The organism is Granulicella sp. S156 (assembly GCF_009766105.1).
Taxonomy (GTDB): domain Bacteria; phylum Acidobacteriota; class Terriglobia; order Terriglobales; family Acidobacteriaceae; genus Granulicella.
This window is the reverse complement of sequence record NZ_LMUH01000005.1, coordinates 522380-540017: the sequence shown is the minus strand read 5'-3', so window position 1 is coordinate 540017 and position 17638 is coordinate 522380. Positions and strand designations below refer to the sequence as shown.

The following is a 17638-nucleotide window of genomic DNA, read 5'->3' as shown; positions in this document are numbered from 1 at the left end:
CCTATGAACCCGTAACATACGATGGTGCTGGGCACGGATTCATGCGCGCAGGCGAAGCCCCGGACGCCAACGCAGCCAACAGCGCAGCCCGGGCCGCAGGATTCCGAAGACTGGTCGATCTGCTGGGTGGTGTTCGATAAAACGGCCGTGATTTCTAGGGCGTGTCATCCAACTTCTCTTGGACTCAGGTCGATGACATGCCCTAGAGATCCTCTAGAAATAGAAACCGAGTATCTCAGCACCCGACTGGAACGAGCCAAACAGAAGCAAAAACAAAACGCCCCGGCCATAGCCGGGGCGTTTTGTTTAGGGGTTTACTACATTAGTCAACGTCGATCGATTGGGCATGCGAACCGTTTGCAACCGAAGTTATGCACGAGGGCAGGGCTGAGGAGGGGAACGGCGTATTCGGGATCGCCGACAAAGCGCCCGTGTTCGCGTTGAGCTGCTCGCCAGAGATCGTTCCATCCACCGAGTTCGAGGTATAGAGGTAGATGCCCAGCGCCGGTTCAACCGTCACACAGGTTGGCCGTGTGCCCACCGGAGCAGAGGTACCAACCAGGCCCAGCGATCCATTGGTGAGATTGATGGTAAAGGAGCTCACCGTGCTTGAGGCCTGGTTCGCGGTAAAGAGATACTTGCCGCGCGGATCGATCGTCAAGTTTATGGGGTAGCTGCCGGTTCCAGGAATGAAGGGGCTGTTGGTCAAGGCTGTTAGATTGCCTGCCGTCGCCGCGCCGCCAGCGATCTGATAGCCATAGACATTGCTCTGGATCCCGTCAGTAACGTAGACGTACGTCGAAGTTGGTTCGATAGCAATGGCAGTGGGCTTCGTGCCTGCGGGGTAGCCCTGATAGGTATTCAGGGCCTTGCTGAATACCGAGTTGGAGAGCAGCGTCAGGGCACCAGTCTTGGTGTCCGATGAGAAGCCAATGATGGAAGCGGGCGGCGAAGTCTGCGTCTCCTGATCGAGCACGTAGACATAGATATTCTCGTATCCTGCCCCGTTATTGCCCGTGCATGCGGGATTGTCAGTGCCGGCCAGAGGCGAAACAGAGCAGATGGGGTTCGATACCGCGATCGAAACCGGGTTGTTACCCACATTCGCAGTTCCAACCGTCGTCAGGCTGTTGTCCGAGTTGATCTTGAAGATCGTGACACCACCTGGCCCAGGCGAAGCCGTACTGAAGCCCGACTGATAGGTAAAGGTCACATAGAGGTAGCTACCTGTGGAGTCAATCGCCGCGGCAGTTGGAAAGGTTCCGGTAGTCGTGTAGGTGTTCTGACCGTAGAGCTTACCGTCGGTACCGATGGCGTATTCGGTCACATTGCTGGTCTGATTGGCGATGACGTAGAGGAACTTGCCATTGGGCGCAGGGACAATGGCCACAGGTTCATTGCCCGTTCCGGTGAAGGGCGATCCGTTGATCTGCGTGAGAGCCCCGCTCTGGTAGTCAACGGCATAGGCCGAAACCTCGTTACTCTGCAGTGAAGTGGCATAAACATAGGCCACCGTGTAGTCGCGACTGCACGCAGTGGCGCCAAATCCTATTGCCAGTGACATTCCCGTGGCCAGTACCGCGCGACCGATGCTTTTAAACTTCATGAGCTTCCCTTGCGTCCGGCCGCCGCAGCGGCCACTTGTGAATACCAGTCTCGTAGACCGGAAACTTAAAATTCTCTCCGGCAGGCTGAGCCTGCCGGAGAGCCATCATCCCTATTCGACAGCGCCACTCAATGCTAGACACGTTGCCTGACCGGTGGCCGCAAACGTCGCACCACGCGTCAGGTCGGATAGAAAACCCGTGGTCGGATCAATGACCTTACCGGTCACAGTACCGTCGAGGTGATTGGAGACATACATGTACTGGTTCGACGTATCCTCCACCATGCAGACTGGCCCAGATCCCGTTGTGTACTGGCCTTGCGCAAGCGGTGTCAACTGGCCGTTCGTACCCTGGACGATTGACCACCCCGTGATCGAACTGAAGGGGGTGCCCTGAGCCGTGGTGGTGGTCGATTGATTCAGTACATACACGTACTTGCCACTATTATCAATGAACGAATAAGCCGGGTTTGTAGTCCCTGGGAAGTCTGTAGATGCATTTATTTGACGGCCGCCGCCGGTAGAGGGCGTCAGATTGCAGTTCGTTGCGAGGTTGAAGGGATAGAGGAAAGGAGTGTCCCCACCATTGTCCGCATCCGTCAGGTAGATATTTGTCCCGTTTCCGCCAATCGAATTGAGCTGGACAGCGTTGGTTACAGGAGTTTGCGTCCCTGTCCCCGTGAAGCTGAGCTGGCCGGTTGAGCTGCTGATGGCGAAGGGCGAGATCGTGTTGTTGGAGTTGAGGGTAAGCAGGCAACTGCCGGCCGTATGCATCATGACCGGCGTCAAGCTTACTTCAAAGTAGGGAAGCGGGATGCCATTCGCCGGAATGGTCTGGGTATTCTGAACCAGCGTCAGGCGACCGGTGCCCGCATCGGCCGAGAAGACCGTGATCGAACCGTTGCAGGTCTGAGTCTTGAGGCAGCCGGCATTTGTCGTTATCGAATCGGGCGAGTACTTGTCCAGCACATACAGATACGTGCCAGTGCCATCGAACTGCGCCCATACCGGATCGAAGCCCTGGCTCGAATAGCCATCCTCATAGGTCAGCGAACCATCGCCGCCAACCGCGAACACCGAGATGCCGCTGGAGGTATTACGGCCAGTGCCGACTCCACCCGCTGGCGGTGTTCCCTGGTTGATGACGTAGACATAGCGTCCGCCAGACTTTACCACGAGACTGACCGGGTTCGCTCCTTCCGTAGTCTCCGAAAAGCGAGCGGTCTGAGTCAGGTTACCCGTAAAGTCATCGATCTTGAAACCGACGATCTGACCGGAAGTCTGACCAGCGGCTTCTTGTCCTAGAACCCAAAGATATCCAATAGTGCCGCCGCCGCAGGCAGTCATGCCTAGACCCAACGCCAACGATGCAAACAGGGCCATTGCTAACCGGCCATACAAACTCAACTTCATGCGCTTCCTTCATCACCCGTCTCGCTGCTTGTTGAGAGCATTCGAGATCCGGGGAAACCGTCTCGGGGAGGAGTACGAACCTTGGTCTGATTGTAGAAGGTAGTCGGCCTTTATGCCAATTTTCATAGCAGGAAACAGCAAACAGGAAACAGGAAACAGTTTCAAAAACGAAGGCCGCCGAGCAATCGGCGGCCTCTGTACGTACCTGTTTCCTATTTCCTGTTTGCTGTTTCCTGCCTTCTACCACACGCGGCAACCGCCACTGGCGGGCATCATCGGTTGACCGACCTTGCATCCAAAGGCTTTGCCGAACTCGTCGAAGTTCTGCACCACGCCCTTCACGCGCCACTGGCCAGAGCTGTGCGGATCGGTCTTCGCGGCTACCCGCGCCGACTGCTCTGTCTTGTTCTCGCACCACACCTGGCCGAAGGCGATGAAGAAACGTTGCGCTGGCGTAAAGCCGTCGATCTTCGCATCCTCGGCCGTGGGTCCCTCTTTGGCGAGCACGCCCTGCAACGCCTGGAAGGCGATGCGGAGGCCCCCGTTGTCGGCTGTATTTTCACCGAGCGTCAGATGGCCGTTCAGGTTTTGTCCAGGGGCAACCTCGAAACCGTCATACTCCTGGGCCTCGCACTCGGTGCGGGTTTTGAACTTTGCCAGGTCGTCGTCCGTCCACCATTTGTTGACGTTGCCATGCAGGTCGTACTTGGCGCCCTGGTCGTCGAAGCCATGCGTCATCTCGTGGCCGATGACGACACCAATAGCTCCGAAGTTAACCGCGGGATCCTTCGCGTTATCGAAGAACGGCGGCTGCAGAATGCCGGCGGGAAAGTTGATGTCGTTCTGCGGAGGGTTGTAGTACGCATTCACGGTTGGCGGCGTCATGCCCCACTCGGTCTCGTCGACGGGCTTGCCGTACTTCGAAAGATTGCGGTTGTACTCGAAGATGCCATTGCGTTCGACGTTGCCGAGTAGATCATCGCGCTTGACGGTCAGTTTTGAATAGTCCCGCCAGTGCTCGGGGTAGCCGATCTTGTCGCGGATGGCATCGAGCTTCTTTTTCGCCTCAACCTTGGTCTCGGGACTCATCCACGGAAGCTGCGCTATGTCCTGCGCCAGTGCCGCTTCGAGCGCATGGACGAGATTCTCCATATTGTTCTTGGCATCGGGTGGGAAGTTCTGCTTCACCCAGTCCTGGCCAACCGCCTCGCCGAGCGCTCCATCGGTCATGCGCGTGCAGCGCTTCCAGCGCGGCTGCTGTTCCTTCTGGCCGTTCAGTGTCGCGCTGAAGAAGGCGAAGTTCTCGTCCTGAAAGGGTTCCGAAAGTAGTGGCGCCGCACTGTGCAGCGTGTGCCAACGCAGATAGCTCTTGAGCGCGGAGAGGCTCTCGGTGTCGAGCACTGTATTCACCGTCGTGAAGAAGCCCGGTGAGCCGACATTGACCGTCGGAACGCTGCCCATGCCGATGCCCGACAGGAACTGCGGCCAGTTGTAGTCCGGGGTGAGCTTCTGCATCTCGGCGATGGTCATAGGGTGGTAGCGCTTGTCCGGATCGCGCAGCTCGACGCGGTCCATCGAACCCTTGGCCAGCGCCACCTCGATACGCATCACGTCGTTCGCTTCCGTGGCAGCCTTCTCAGGAGTGTCACCCAGCAGCACGAACATCTTCGTCACGTGATCGACATACTGCGCGCGAATCTTTACGAAACGCGCCTCGGGGTTCAGGTAGTAGTCGCGATCGGGCAGCGAAAGGCCGCCTTGCCCGGTATTCAGGATCTGTTTGCTGGAATCCTTCTGGTCCTGACCCACTCCAACGCCCAGAAGCTCACCGCCGCCGTGCTCTTTGAAGAGTTCAAGATTGAGCGCTGCGAGATCCTTATTGCTCTTGAGACCTTCGATCAAAACCAACTCAGGCTGCACAGGTGTGGCCCCGAGCTTGTCCACCAGCTCCGTGTTCATGCAAGCGGCGAAGTAGTCGCCATACTTCTTTTGCAAGGGAGTCTTAGGGGTATCAGCCGCAGCCTTCAGTTCGGTATAGAGGAGATAGTTGTTGTATTCAGCGAGTTCGTTGAAGCGGCCCCAGCGTACCTGGTCGGCAGGAATCGGATTGTCCTTCTTCCAGTTGCCACAGGCGTACTGGTAGAAGTCGGTGCAGGGGTCGGCGGTCTTGTCGATGGCCGAGACATCAAAGCTAATGGGCTTCTTGGGAACAGAGGTCGGACCGGAAGGGCTATCGGCGGAAGAGGCCAGGTTTTGAGCCAGACACAAGGGCGCGGCCAAAACAAATAAAGAAGCGGTAACGAAGGTGCGCATGGAACTCCTTGGAAGACAACAATCAACGCTATGGCACAGAGCATACCTCGAAGGAGTTCTCTCCCCTAGCGCGAAATTGGCGGTTGTTCCGAGGACGAACAGAAGAGGCAGAAAGTTGCTGGACACTCAGCGCCGCCCTACAACCTGGCGTTATCGTCCCATGCGCTATCGAGAGCGGATCCGTTGAGCTAGCCGTTCCACCGATAGCGTGCTGTCTGGGAGAACCACCCCAGAAGTGTCATCTCGACCGAAGCATGATGGTTTTATCGTCATGCGCAGTGGAGAGACCTGCAGGTTGTCCGCGCAGGTGATAGTGCTCGTACAAACAAATTGCAGGTCTTGACGCAAAGCGCGCCACAAACAGTCGAGATGACAACGTATGGGAAGGGTAAAAGATACAGTACACAAACGGTAAAAACGCTCTCATCAAGCAGCGTTGGCCTGCCAGAGCGCGATGGTTGCGCCAGTGGGGTCTATGAGGACACTGAACCAGCCGTGGCCGGGAACCTCCTGAGGGCCACGCACGAGTTTGGCACCGAGGGAGGTTGCTTTTTCAGTTGCTGCATTGAGGTCTTCAACCCCAACGTAAGGTAGCCAATCAACCGGGATACCGGGCATGGAGAATATGCCGCCACCCGGCCCACTCTCGGGCTTGAAGGTGCTGTAGACCACGCCGTCGCCCATGTCGTTGTCTTCAAAGGTCCAGTTAAAGAGCTTGCCGTAGAACTCTTTGGCTGTGGAGATGTCGGGGGTGCTGAGTTCGAGGTGTACGAAGGGGTTTGCCATGCTGTGTCCTTTCGAGGGCTCCTGATTTCACGCTAAGCGCGAGATGCAGGCCATGCTACGCGAGTAGGCGCGGAGACGTCTCGGACAGAGGCGACATTTTATGGAGAATTCTCGTTGCCGCTCAGACGCTTCTAGAAGATCTTCATGTGGATCGTCAGATACTTCTTCGGGTCCTGGCGAATGGCAGCCACAAGGTCGTTGCTGGAGGTCAGCAGCTTGTTCAGGTTGGCATAGGCTGCGTCGTCGGTGGCCAGCTTGCCGATCGTTCCCTGCCCTTTATTGATCCCCGTCAACAGGTCGTCCAGGTTCGTAACCGTATCGTTCAACTTCCTGGCGAACGCTGGATCTTTGGTCAGCAGCCCCAAGCCACCCTTGCCCGCATCAGCCTCGGCCAACAACGAGTTCGTATGTACCACCGCCGAATTCAGGTTGTTGTAGAGTTGGTCGTCGTTGAGCAGCTTCCCTGCCGAACCCTTACCTGCGTTCAGGTTGTTGGCGATCGTGTCCAGCTTCCCGGCAGTATCGTTCAGCCGGTCGTAGAGCTGATCGTCGTGCATCAGCTTGCCGACAGAGCCTTTGCCCGCATTGATGTTCGCGGTCAAAGTATGCAGTTCATCGATCGTCTTGGTGGCGTTGTTGTAGAGCTCGGGGTCATTGATGAGCTTGCCGACAGAACCCTGTCCACTCTGTATGGTGTCGACGATGCGGTTCATCTTCGCCAGGATGACGTTTACGCTCTCAATCGTGCCCTGGCTGGCCTTTACGACATCCATCAGGTTGGGCGTTTCGAGCGTCTTCAGCTCATCGCCATCCTGTAGCTCGGGCCCGTTGGCCGCCTGGCTATTGATATCCACCACCGTGTCGCCAAGTACGCCCACCGTCGACAACGAGGCCTTCGAATCCTTGTGCAGACTGCCGATGAACTTCGGATCCAGCTTCATCCGAACAAAGACCGGCGTGAGCTTACGCGCCGGATCGGTGGAGATCAACACCTTCGTCACTTCGCCGATGGTCACGCCCTCAAGGCTGACCGGTGCGCCCACCTTAAGGCCGCCCGAGTTCTCAAAATAGGTCTTGACCGTCAACTTTTTACTGAAGACACCCATGCCCGAGGCGCTGGTCATTAGAAACAGCAGCGTACATAGCAGCGTGACCGAGACGAGCACGATCACCCCCACCTTCAACTGCGACCACTTTACTTCCTGCTGACTCGGCATGGCACTCCTCGCATGGGGACAACCGCTGGGCTACTGAATGACTAGATCTGGCGGGTGCGCGGATAATTTTCTCTATCGTAGCAGCGGCAGCGATTCTTCTTTGGATGAGATTCTTCGCAGCCGGGGTGCAACGAAAGCAGAAAGCATTTCGCCAATGCAGCGTCCCGCAAAAACCGCACTATATGACGTATAAAAACCAACCGTTTGCGTCCATCGAAACAATGCCTGACGCCTCCAATCGCACCTCATAATATATTGATAATAAATTACTTACAAGCATTACAGTCCAATCTAAATCTGTACGACTGCTCGTTTATGTCATTTGCACCCGATCCGACTGCACGTAGGTACTTAGTCTTCAGCGATGACAACCGCCATCGAAAGGTCGCGCGAGTGCGTAAGGCTGAGCGATAGACGCCGTATGCCCAGAGCATGAGCAATCTCCTCGGCACGGCCACTCAGATGCAGCTCGGGACGCTGTCCGGGCTTGCGCTTCACCTCGAACTCGCGCCAGCTCACACCGCGGCTGATCCCCGTACCCAGGGCCTTGGCTCCCGCCTCTTTGGCTGCGAATCGAGCCGCAAAGCTTTCGGCGGCGTTTTTCTTCGCCGTACAGTAGGCCACCTCCCCAGGCGTGAAAATACGCTGCAGGAACGACTCACCAAAGCGCTCGACGCTGTGTTCGATCCTCGCAATTTCGATCATGTCTGTCCCGATGCCAATGACCATCAAAAGCTCCTTCACATTCTTCAAGAGTGTACTCAGCGCGAGCGACCCTGCGCTAAACTTGAGCCTGTGAAGCCCATCATTGAAGCCAGTCATCTTGGCAAAACGTATCGTTCCGGCAAACTTGCCGTTCCTGCTCTTCGCGATGTCAGTTTCACCATCGATCCGGGCGAGTTCGTCGCCATTGTGGGACCTTCCGGCTCGGGCAAATCGACCTTATTTTATGTTCTTGGCGGACTCACCTCGCCAACCTCCGGCTCCCTGACGATCCAGGGCCACGACTTTTCACGGCTCTCCGACGCCGAGCGCACGAAGCTGCGCCGGGCCCACATCGGCTTCGTCTTTCAGCGCTTCAACCTGCTATCGACGATCTCGGCCGAAACCAACATCGAGCTCGCACATGATATCGCCGCTTCCGGTAAGCCCTTCGATCGCGAACTGCTCGACCACCTCGCAGGTCTGCTGAACATCCAGGGTCGCCTCAAACATCGACCCAATGAACTTTCGGGTGGCGAGCAGCAACGCGTCGCCATCGCCCGCGCTCTCATCACGCGCCCTGCGATCCTGCTGGCCGACGAACCTACCGGCAACCTGGATACGGTGAATTCCGACGCTGTGCTGGAGATGCTGCGGACCTCCAGCCGCGAGTTGAACCAGACCCTGCTGATGATTACTCACAACCCCGAAGCCGCACAGATCGCCGACCGCATCCTGCATATGCGCGACGGCCAGATCGTGAAGATAGAAGCGGGCCGGGGGAGCGTTGTGGCTGCGGCCTCAGCGTAAGTCTGGCGGCTGAGGCGGCAGCTCCTAGGGACGCACTCCTAGCTTCCCGGTCGTAGTCTTGCTGCCAGCGGTGATCGGGGTGACCACGGGTGTAGCCACTCCCAATAACTCAGTGACGGTGTTATTGCCATTGGTATTGGTAAGCCAGACATTGCCGGAGCCGTCGATGGCGACGCTATTCGCATCGCTGATGCCGCTAAAGCTGTAGGAGATATAGGTCGCGGATGCGCCAGAGCCCGTGATCTCGGTGACAGAACTGCCCAAATCCGCGACCCACACATTGCCTGCGCCGTCGATGGCTGGGCCAGTGGGATGCCAGTTCGTACCGCTGCCGCTGTACGCGGTGAGGCTCGCGGATGCGCCAGAACCCGTGATCTCGGTGACAGAACTGTAGACCTGATCCGTAACCCAGACGTTGCCCCCAGCGTCTATGGCTATCCCAGTTGGAGCGATGCCGACGCCACTGTAGTTGAAGTAGCTCGGGGTTGTGCCGGACACCGTGATCTCGGTGACAGAGCTGTTTGAGCCGCTTGCATTGTTCGAGACCCAGGCGTTGCCCGCGTCATCGATGGCGATGCCAGTAGCGGATCCGCCGCCAGCGTTGTAGTAAGAGTAGCTCGCGCTTGCGCCGGAGCCTATGATCTCGGTGACACCGGCAGTCTCACCCACGACCCAGACGTTACCCGTACCGTCGATGGCGAGGGTAACGGGGCCACCTCCGAAGCCGTAGGGATAAAGACTGCTTGCGCCGCCGTAGCTGGTAAAGTAGGTCGCGGCCGCGCCAGAGCCCATGATCTCGGTGACGGTGTTGCCGCTGGAATTAGTGACCCAAGCATTCCCTGCACTGTCGATAGCGATGGTACCCGGGTGGCTGATGTTACCGCCGGTGTAGCTAAAGTAGCTCGTGCCTGCGCCGGAGACTGTGATTTCGGTGACAGCGTTGCCGCTGTAGTTCACGGCCCAGACGTTGCCTGCGGCGTCGATGGCCAGGGCTGGGGGTTGAAAGTAGTTTGGGAAATTAAACCCGCCACTGTAGTTGATGCCGATGACCCAGGTGGGAGGCGCGGTTGTCAGCGTCGGATTAAAGGGGGAAGTACTGGTGTTGAGGGCGTAGAGTGCAGCTATATTTGCTGCGGAGGCCACAGGGTGGTGGACGAGGTTGAGCATCGCCGTCGCTGTCTCCGTGGGCATTGCACCCGTGGCGGTTCCGTCCGCGGTGGCGATGCTAAAGAGCGTGGCGCACTGGCTGCCGGAGGCGGTAGAGCCGCTGGTGTTGATGCAGCTGGCCAGGATGTTGGCCAAGGTGTTGAGGGTGGTCAGTGGAACTGTGCCTGTGACGCCGCTGCTGGAACTTCCCGGCGTGGTCGCATAGGCCTGCCCGGTGGTTAGATTCGCCAAGTTGCCTGCGTTGGCAGCCCCACTCGTGAGCCCAGTCAATGCCAGTGCCGTGCCGCTAGAACTGAGATGGGTGGAGTCGGTCATGTAGCCACTGAACCCATAGGCCGCAGCCACAGTGGTCACCTCATTCATCCATACGAACGGGATGCTACCCAACGAAGAACACGGCCCCAGCGCCGCCATTAACGAAATCGCCGTATTGTTGATCCCCGCAACCAGCCCTGGGTTGCCCTGCGTAGCCAATATGTACGTCACCGGGTTTCCGGTCGGGCAGGTGAAATCGCCGTTGAAGTTGAAGCTGCCGGAAGCATCGGTCAGAAAGTAGTTTCCGTAACCAGGGTCCGAGCCGTCACCAGTGGTCAGCAGGTTGATGGAGGGCTGTCCATAGCCACCGGGATTGGCTGCAAAGAGGAAGACGTGAGCCCCGGTGATGGGCTGTTGGCCCCCGTGGATTACGCCTTTGACTTGGGCGGTGACTTGCATGGGGCTATTGGCCAAATTGCCAAAGTCAGCAGAGCAACCGCTCAACAGCGCACTAGCTAGAAAGAAGCACGACAGCGCGAAATAGGTGGGAACCCGCATAAGGTTCTCCTGGATGGAAACCGGATAGCGCACTCATCCTATGCTCAATATCGAACTATGGCGCATTAAAAATTCTTTTATTTGCGGGATGCCAGTTTCCCGGTATGCTGGACGACCAGCACCATCCACTTCGTTTCCGGAGACCCCACGATGCGTACCTTCCGTCGAATCGCAGCTATTGTCGCACTCGCCACCGCCGCCACCTTCTCACTGGCACAGCCTGCTGCCGCACCCCAGGCCAAACCTGCATCGGCTGCCGCAGCCAACACAACCCTGCTGGACATCAACACCGCAACCGCCGATCAACTCAAGGCACTGAATGGTGTCGGCGACGCGTATGCGAAGCGCATCATCGCCGGTCGGCCTTACACGGCAAAGAATCAACTCGTCACCAAGGGCATCCTCCCGCAGGCTACCTACAACAAGATCGCCAGCCAGATCATTGCAAAGCAGCCCGGGAAATAGGCCGGTTGTAGCGTTTCCTGGTTTGATGGGAGATGGCTTTCAGGCCGTCTGCATTCTGCAAACAGTTGCAAATAAAGCGCGATTTAGGGCAATAATATATTTGACTGACTGTATACTGAGGATGCCGTGACAGGGCATCGAGGAAGCCCAATCTTGCAATGGAAGGGATATGGGTTTATTTTCATTCAAGTGGTGGCCCCGGCGAGACTCGGACTCGCATCGGGAACTTAGTAGGGACCTGCTCTATCCAGTTGAGCTACGAGGCCACACCTGATTTGGAATCACCTAGTCCCCGGTATGCTTTCCCGCGCATGGGAAGAGAGCATACCGGGGATTTCTGTCGTTTACGCCGCCATCCCCGGTGCAGAATGGCGACTCTTCCTTCTCATGAGGTGTACCCCCTTACCTGTTCATAATAGGTTTCACATATGAGGGAGTGTCTATGGTTAGTGATGGGGGGAAAGCGGGGGAGAAACAGGGGAAGCCGGGGATTATTCGTAGCCTTTAGGGCGTGGTTGATTCCTTATTTCATGCGGTCGCTTCATGGTTCCTAAGGTCCTACGGAACGCCAGATCAGCGGTAGCCCCAGCTTTTAGGGTACCGGCAAGCCAACGCTTCCATTCGCGATAGTGTTGCCCTGCGGACCAGCACAAATCGAGAATGATGATGCGTTCATCGGGAAAGTTGGCAAAATAAGCTGCCGCTAAGGCTTTTGGAGACAAAACTTCGAGGCTTTGTCTCGGTCGCGCCTCCTGATTTGCGGCTTTCGAGTCGAGGAGGCGACTATTCCAGTACGCTGTTCCCCACTCGAAAATCTTCATGTTGAAAAATTCCGAGTGGGTGTTTTCGGTAAAAGTGTGCCATGCGATATGGGGTCCAGGATAGCCGGGAAATATGTCGGGTCTTCCCCCGACGAATGCATTCGTCTCGTCGAATGCATATAGTTCAGTCGGTTCATAAGAGTAGCGATCAAACCATTTTCCCTCCATCGCCGCTTCCAATATCAACAGCCGAACAGGCCCTTCCAAGAGTTCCTTTGTGAGGAGCCCACTGTCGAAAAGGACCCGAGCGACCCCATCGAACGTCTTGCTCATCGCTTCGATGAGAACGACCCTCGCATTCTTGCGTGTATGTCGAACGGCTATGGCGTGGCCCTTGTAAATCTGAGACTTGATGCGAAGCCGGTCAACACTTGACAACTCGGCTAGGGGCCATTCATCCACCCAGATGGTAGGGTCGTTGTCCATTTTGCGGGTGCGACAATTCTACCTGTTCAATTCCCCGAACTGCGCCGACAGGTCTACAATCGACAGCATGAAGAAAGTCTGGAGAGATCCCGCGAAGCAACTCCCCAAACCAGAAACGATGAACACGCCCGGAGACTTCGGACGGTTCACGGATCTGATGAGGAAGATTGTTGAGAAGCCTAAACCCGCTTCCCCCGGCCCTGTCGCTTCTTAGACCACACCCGGTCTTTGCGTGAGAGCCTTGTAGGTGAGGCGCTTGCCCTGAATGCCCATCAGGCAGGCAGAGAACCGTGTGAAGTCGTCCGCATCCTTGCGGTTGTTGTAGCGAAACACCTGCTCTGAAACGTAGGCGTCAAGGTGGAATGGCTCTACGGCGATGTATGTGCCGCCTAAGGAACGCTTCAAGCAGCTCCAAAAGTTCTCTACGCCGTTCGTGTGGATGTGGCCATTCACATACTCCAGAGCGTGATTGATGACCTCGCGGTTATAGGGTGTTTCAAGGAAACCGTAAGTCGTCAATTCATCGGTAATGATGTGGGAACCGGCTTCTACGTTCTCCGACATGACCGGATTTAGCTGCTGCTTTGTGCGCCCAGAAATGACCTTGGCCTTGATACGACCGCCGCGCTCCAACATCCCCATTACAATCGCCTTGCCACCGCCACCATGCAAGCTCACGCCCTTTGGGCGCTTGCTCTTGTGCATGTTCTTTACCTTGCCGCCTACAAACGTTTCATCGCACTCCACAGGGCCGTTACCGCCAACCTTGCCGGTTTCATCCGTCATAGCCTCACGCAAACGGTGGAGCATGTGCCATGCAGACTTTTGGGTAACGCCTAGCGCCCTTGCGAGCTCGTAGGAGCTGATGCCGTTTTTGCAGTTCGAAATGAGCCAAGCGGCGGGAAGCCACTTCTCTAGGCCAATGGCAGAGTCCTCGAAGATTGTCCCAACCTTGAGTGAGAACTTCTGCTTTGAGTGCGCGCCGTAGCAACGATAGACCCGAGCCTTTTCCAGATAGGTCAGCTTCGTCGCATCGCAGTAAGGGCAACGCACAACACCATCCGCCCAGCGAACAGAGATCATGAACTGGCGGCAGTTCTCATAGTCAGAGAAGAAAGTGATGGCTTCGAGAAGTGTCTTAGGCGTTTCCATTCCTCTAAGATACTTCTCTGACTAATGGTCTGTCAAGTATATTATTACCCGATTTAGCTAAGAGGCTCTTCTAGAGTGCAAGTGTCCTCAGCTATTGAAGCTACTTTGTCAACGATGCCCGGATGGCGGGACGGTAGTCCCGCCCCTTCAAACTGCGCCAGGTTCGCCGCGAATCGGATACAGTTGAGGGAGTCTTTACCCTGTGCTGGAATTTATTGACAACTGGACTCTTGAATTATGGCTACGGCATCGTCTCATCTTGGCAAACCGGTACTCCGGCTCGGCGCTCTCGCGCTGTTGCTGGTTGGCCTTCCCGGTTGCCAGAGCATCAATGTCGATGCCACCAATGCTGCTCAGGTTCGTGTGATCACCGCCTCCCCCGATGCGCCGGCGCAGGACTTCTACCAGAACAACTCCGCGCTCGCCTATAACCTTGGCTTCGGCACAGTTACTTCCTATATGCCGCTGCCCGCAGGAACCTATACCCTGTCCGCAGCCAAAGCCAACACCTCGCAGACTCTGGCTTCGACGAAGACCGCCTTCGGCAGCACCAAACAGTACACGGTAATCGTGGGCAACATCGCTGCGAACATGCAGGAGACCATCCTGCAGGACCAGTCGCAACCAGCACCAGCCGGTCAGGTTTCGCTGCGGTTCGTCCATCAGGCCACGCGCGTGGGCGCTGTCGACATTTATCTCATCCCACGTGGTGGCAAACTGGCAGCCACGTCGCCAGTGGCGACAAACATCGACTTCGGGAGCAACTCCAGCTACATCAACGTTCCCGCCGAAACCTATGCGATTGCCGTCGTACCAGCCGGCACGACCCCCATACCCGTCACAGTCACACTGCATACCGGGGCTCAGGTCAGCTACGTTTCCGGCTCCGCTCACACCGTTGTTCTAATCGACCAACCGGTGGCGACCACGCCAGGCGTCCAGACAGTCGTCACTGACGACTACGAGCAGTAGAGCAGGAAGCACGAAACAGGAAACAGGAAACAGCGAAGGCCGCCGAGAGATCGGCGGCCTTTATCTTTAAACTGTTTCCTGTTTCCTGTTTCCTGTTTCCTGTTTCCTGTCTTAGTACCTGTAGTGGTCCGACTTGTAGGGTCCTTCGACCGGCACGCTGAGATAGTCCGCCTGCTTCTTGGAGAGCGTCGTGAGCTTCACGCCGATCTTCTCCAGATGCAACCGCGCGACCTCTTCGTCGAGCTTCTTCGGCAGAACGTATACATCTACTTTGTAGGTGTCCCGGTTGGCCCACAGGTCGAGCTGGGCGAGTGTCTGATTGCTGAAGCTGTTGGACATCACGAAGCTCGGATGGCCGGTCGCACAGCCGAGATTCACCAGACGGCCTTCGGCCAGAATGAAGATCGAATTGCCGCTGTCAAAGGTGTACTGATCGACCTGCGGCTTGATGTTCGTCTTCTTGGCATCCTTCGCGTCATCGAGCTCCGCCATCTGGATCTCGTTGTCGAAGTGGCCGATGTTGCAGACGATGGCCTGGTCCTTCATCTGACGCATGTGCTCCAGCGTGATGATGTCGAGGTTGCCGGTGCAGGAGACGTAGATGTCGCCGCGTCCGAGCGTATCTTCGATCGTTGTGACCTCATAGCCTTCCATCGCGGCCTGCAGCGCGTTGATCGGATCGATCTCCGTGACGATGACGCGTGCGCCGAGCCCACGCAGTGAAGCCGCCGAACCCTTACCGACGTCGCCATAACCGCAGACGACAGCAACCTTGCCTGCAACCATCACGTCGGTCGCGCGCTTGATGCCATCGACCAGCGACTCACGGCAGCCGTAGAGATTGTCGAACTTGCTCTTGGTCACCGAGTCGTTCACGTTGATGGCCGGTATCAGCAACTTACCCTGCTCCATCATCTTGTAGAGCCGATGAACGCCGGTAGTCGTCTCTTCCGAGACGCCGCGCCACTCTTTGGCGACGTTGTGCCAGCGCTGCGGGCTTTCCGTTTTAACACTCTTCAGCAACGCCTGAATCACAGCCTCTTCCTGAGAGCCAGCCTTGCCCTCAACGAAGCTCGTGTCGCCATCCTCATACTCATAGCCCTTGTGGATGAGCAGGGTTACATCACCGCCGTCGTCTACGACGAGTTGCGGCCCGAGACCACCGTCATGACGCAGTGCCTGATCGGTGCACCACCAGTACTCTTCAAGCGTCTCGCCCTTCCAGGCGAAGACCGGAACGCCCGCCGCCGCAATGGCAGCTGCCGCGTGGTCCTGGGTGGAGAAGATGTTGCAGCTCGCCCAACGGACAGTAGCTCCAAGCGCTACCAGGGTCTCGATCAGCACACCCGTCTGGATCGTCATGTGCAGCGAGCCGGTGATGCGCACACCCTTGAGCGGCTGGCTCGGTGCATACTTGCGGCGAATCGACATCAAGCCGGGCATCTCTGCCTCAGCGATGGTGAGCTCTTTGCGTCCCCACTCTGCCAGACTGATGTCCGCTACCTTGTACTCCGCTGTTGCCTGCTCCAATGTTGCTGTTGCCATCTCTATCTCCTTAGTAACCGATATACAGGATACCAAGCGAGTACCTTTTGCGGGGTTTTTATGACGCCAGAGAGCATTTTGCGGACCTCGACCACATCGTGCTGCAACGTGTCATACACCGCAGGTTCGAGAAAGGTAAGATCACGGGCCAACAGGGGTTTTGTTCAGCATAGAGCAACGAGGAATTGAGCTACGAGGAATTCATACCCTCTTCGCTTTATACCTCGTTGCTCGTAGCTGACAGAACCCCTAGATGAGAGTGCGAGAGTTTCAGAGTGCGTGCTCCATCTCCAACAGCTTTCTCTTGCGTTCGGTACCCCAGCGATAACCTGTGAGGTTGCCATTCGAACCGACCACGCGATGGCACGGCACAACTAGCGCCAGTGGATTTGCTCCACAGGCCGCGCCCACGGCCCGCACTGACTTCGGAGAGCCAACCGCCTCGGCGATCTGCGAGTAGGTGCGGGTCTCGCCGCGAGGGATTTCGGTCAGCGCGCGCCACACGCGCTGCTGAAATGCCGTCGCCCGTACATGAAATGGCAGCGCAGCAGCATTGGCGTTCTCGCCGAGCCGTGCGAGCACAAATTTGACGGTTTCGGCCAGTTGTTGATCGTCACGCCGAATCACGGCCTGCGGAAACCGCTCACGCAGCTCTACAGCGGCTTCTGTATCGGAGTCCGCAAACAGCACCGAGCACAGCCCACGATCGGTCGTCGCCACCAGAATGCGACCCAATGGAGAGTCCGCAACCGCATAGCGAATCGTCTCACCTGCGCCGCCTTCCTTCATGGCCGTCGGGGTCATGCCGAGCGTTGCATCAGCATCTTCATACAGCCGGCTCGAGGAACCGAATCCTGCCGCATAGACTGCGTCGGTCACCGGAGAACGCGAGTTTCGCGGCGTGCGTACCTCTTCGCGGAAGCGTTCCTTGCGCTGTGCTCGAGCGAACTCCCCGGGAGTTACACCGAGCACACGCTTGAACCCGCGCAGTACGGCAAACTTGCCTACACCTGCTGCTTCCGCGAGGTCCTCGAGCGAGGTACGCTGGCCCGCATGTTCACTCAAAAAATCAGCCGCCGCCGCAATTGCTTCAGCCTGAGGATCGGCCTTCGGCGCAACGCGTTGCGGCTCGCAGCGCAGGCACGCGCGAAAGCCCGCAGCCTCCGCTGTTGCAGTGTTTGGAAAGAAGCTGACATTCTTACGCTCGGGCCGGCGGCTCGGGCAGCTCGGACGGCAGTAGATGCCCGTCGATTTGACCGCATACACAAACTGGCCGTCAGCGGACGTGTCCCTGGCCAATACCTGCTGCCACGCCTTACCCGCAAATACCGAAGGCACGTTTGCCTTGTTTCCCTTACCCATGTTTTCGATTCCTACCGCCGTTGCTATCGTCGCTATCGCGCTCGTCCAACTTGTAGTCGCCATGCAAG

Annotated in this window: 14 protein-coding genes and 1 tRNA gene; 3 read left to right on the top strand and 12 right to left on the bottom strand. The window is 57.2% G+C overall.

Going from position 1 to position 17638, the window contains the following annotated elements:
• Positions 1 to 322: 322 nt before the first annotated feature.
• From GSQ91_RS04395 to acpS, 6 genes are all read right to left on the bottom strand, one after another.
• Positions 323 to 1606 carry a beta-propeller fold lactonase family protein gene (locus GSQ91_RS04395; protein WP_158820025.1) on the bottom strand — a complete coding sequence of 428 codons (1284 nt, stop codon included), beginning with the start codon at positions 1604 to 1606 and terminating at the stop codon, positions 323 to 325.
• Positions 1607 to 1717: 111 nt separating this feature from the next.
• Positions 1718 to 3019 carry a beta-propeller fold lactonase family protein gene (locus tag GSQ91_RS04390; RefSeq protein ID WP_158820024.1) on the bottom strand — a complete coding sequence of 434 codons (1302 nt, stop codon included), beginning with the start codon at positions 3017 to 3019 and terminating at the stop codon, positions 1718 to 1720.
• A gap of 240 nt (positions 3020 to 3259) precedes the next feature.
• A complete protein-coding gene (locus GSQ91_RS04385; protein WP_158820023.1) occupies positions 3260 to 5332 on the bottom strand; it encodes a M13 family metallopeptidase in 2073 nt (690 codons plus the stop codon).
• A gap of 426 nt (positions 5333 to 5758) precedes the next feature.
• The gene (locus GSQ91_RS04380) at positions 5759 to 6118 is read right to left on the bottom strand and encodes a VOC family protein (protein WP_158820022.1); all 360 of its coding nucleotides are present in this window, start codon (positions 6116 to 6118) and stop codon (positions 5759 to 5761) included.
• A gap of 131 nt (positions 6119 to 6249) precedes the next feature.
• A complete protein-coding gene (locus tag GSQ91_RS04375; RefSeq protein WP_158820021.1) occupies positions 6250 to 7335 on the bottom strand; it encodes an MlaD family protein in 1086 nt (361 codons plus the stop codon).
• A gap of 351 nt (positions 7336 to 7686) precedes the next feature.
• A complete protein-coding gene (acpS, locus tag GSQ91_RS04370) occupies positions 7687 to 8064 on the bottom strand; it encodes a holo-ACP synthase (RefSeq protein WP_158820020.1) in 378 nt (125 codons plus the stop codon).
• Between the two features lie 66 nt (positions 8065 to 8130).
• Here acpS and GSQ91_RS04365 point away from each other — a divergent pair, with 66 nt between their 5' ends.
• Positions 8131 to 8847: an ABC transporter ATP-binding protein gene (locus GSQ91_RS04365; RefSeq protein ID WP_158820019.1), complete on the top strand. Its 717-nt coding sequence runs from the start codon at positions 8131 to 8133 to the stop codon at positions 8845 to 8847.
• Between the two features lie 24 nt (positions 8848 to 8871).
• On the opposite strand, the gene GSQ91_RS04360 is transcribed toward GSQ91_RS04365, so the two are convergent.
• Positions 8872 to 10827, bottom strand: coding sequence for a hypothetical protein (locus GSQ91_RS04360; RefSeq protein ID WP_158820018.1), 1956 nt, complete (start codon positions 10825 to 10827; stop codon positions 8872 to 8874).
• Positions 10828 to 10977: 150 nt separating this feature from the next.
• Between GSQ91_RS04360 and GSQ91_RS04355 the strand changes: the two genes are divergently transcribed.
• Positions 10978 to 11292 carry a helix-hairpin-helix domain-containing protein gene (locus tag GSQ91_RS04355; RefSeq protein ID WP_158820017.1) on the top strand — a complete coding sequence of 105 codons (315 nt, stop codon included), beginning with the start codon at positions 10978 to 10980 and terminating at the stop codon, positions 11290 to 11292.
• A 190-nt stretch (positions 11293 to 11482) separates the two neighbouring features.
• Here GSQ91_RS04355 and GSQ91_RS04350 read toward each other — a convergent pair.
• The 3 genes from GSQ91_RS04350 to GSQ91_RS04340 form a co-directional block, all read right to left on the bottom strand.
• Positions 11483 to 11558 (bottom strand) — tRNA-Ser (locus GSQ91_RS04350).
• 225 nt (positions 11559 to 11783) lie between these two features.
• The gene (locus GSQ91_RS04345; RefSeq protein WP_158820016.1) at positions 11784 to 12539 is read right to left on the bottom strand and encodes a hypothetical protein; all 756 of its coding nucleotides are present in this window, start codon (positions 12537 to 12539) and stop codon (positions 11784 to 11786) included.
• Between the two features lie 210 nt (positions 12540 to 12749).
• Entirely contained in the window at positions 12750 to 13691 is a 942-nt protein-coding gene (locus GSQ91_RS04340) for an IS1595 family transposase (RefSeq protein ID WP_158820015.1), read from the bottom strand.
• Positions 13692 to 13928: 237 nt separating this feature from the next.
• Between GSQ91_RS04340 and GSQ91_RS04335 the strand changes: the two genes are divergently transcribed.
• Positions 13929 to 14663 carry a DUF4397 domain-containing protein gene (locus GSQ91_RS04335; protein ID WP_158820014.1) on the top strand — a complete coding sequence of 245 codons (735 nt, stop codon included), beginning with the start codon at positions 13929 to 13931 and terminating at the stop codon, positions 14661 to 14663.
• Between the two features lie 111 nt (positions 14664 to 14774).
• On the opposite strand, the gene ahcY is transcribed toward GSQ91_RS04335, so the two are convergent.
• Entirely contained in the window at positions 14775 to 16208 is a 1434-nt protein-coding gene (gene ahcY / locus GSQ91_RS04330; protein ID WP_158820013.1) for an adenosylhomocysteinase, read from the bottom strand.
• Positions 16209 to 16478: 270 nt separating this feature from the next.
• Positions 16479 to 17633, bottom strand: a complete 1155-nt coding sequence (gene ada / locus GSQ91_RS04325; protein WP_174240643.1) for a bifunctional DNA-binding transcriptional regulator/O6-methylguanine-DNA methyltransferase Ada — start codon at positions 17631 to 17633, stop codon at positions 16479 to 16481.
• Positions 17634 to 17638 lie beyond the last annotated feature (5 nt).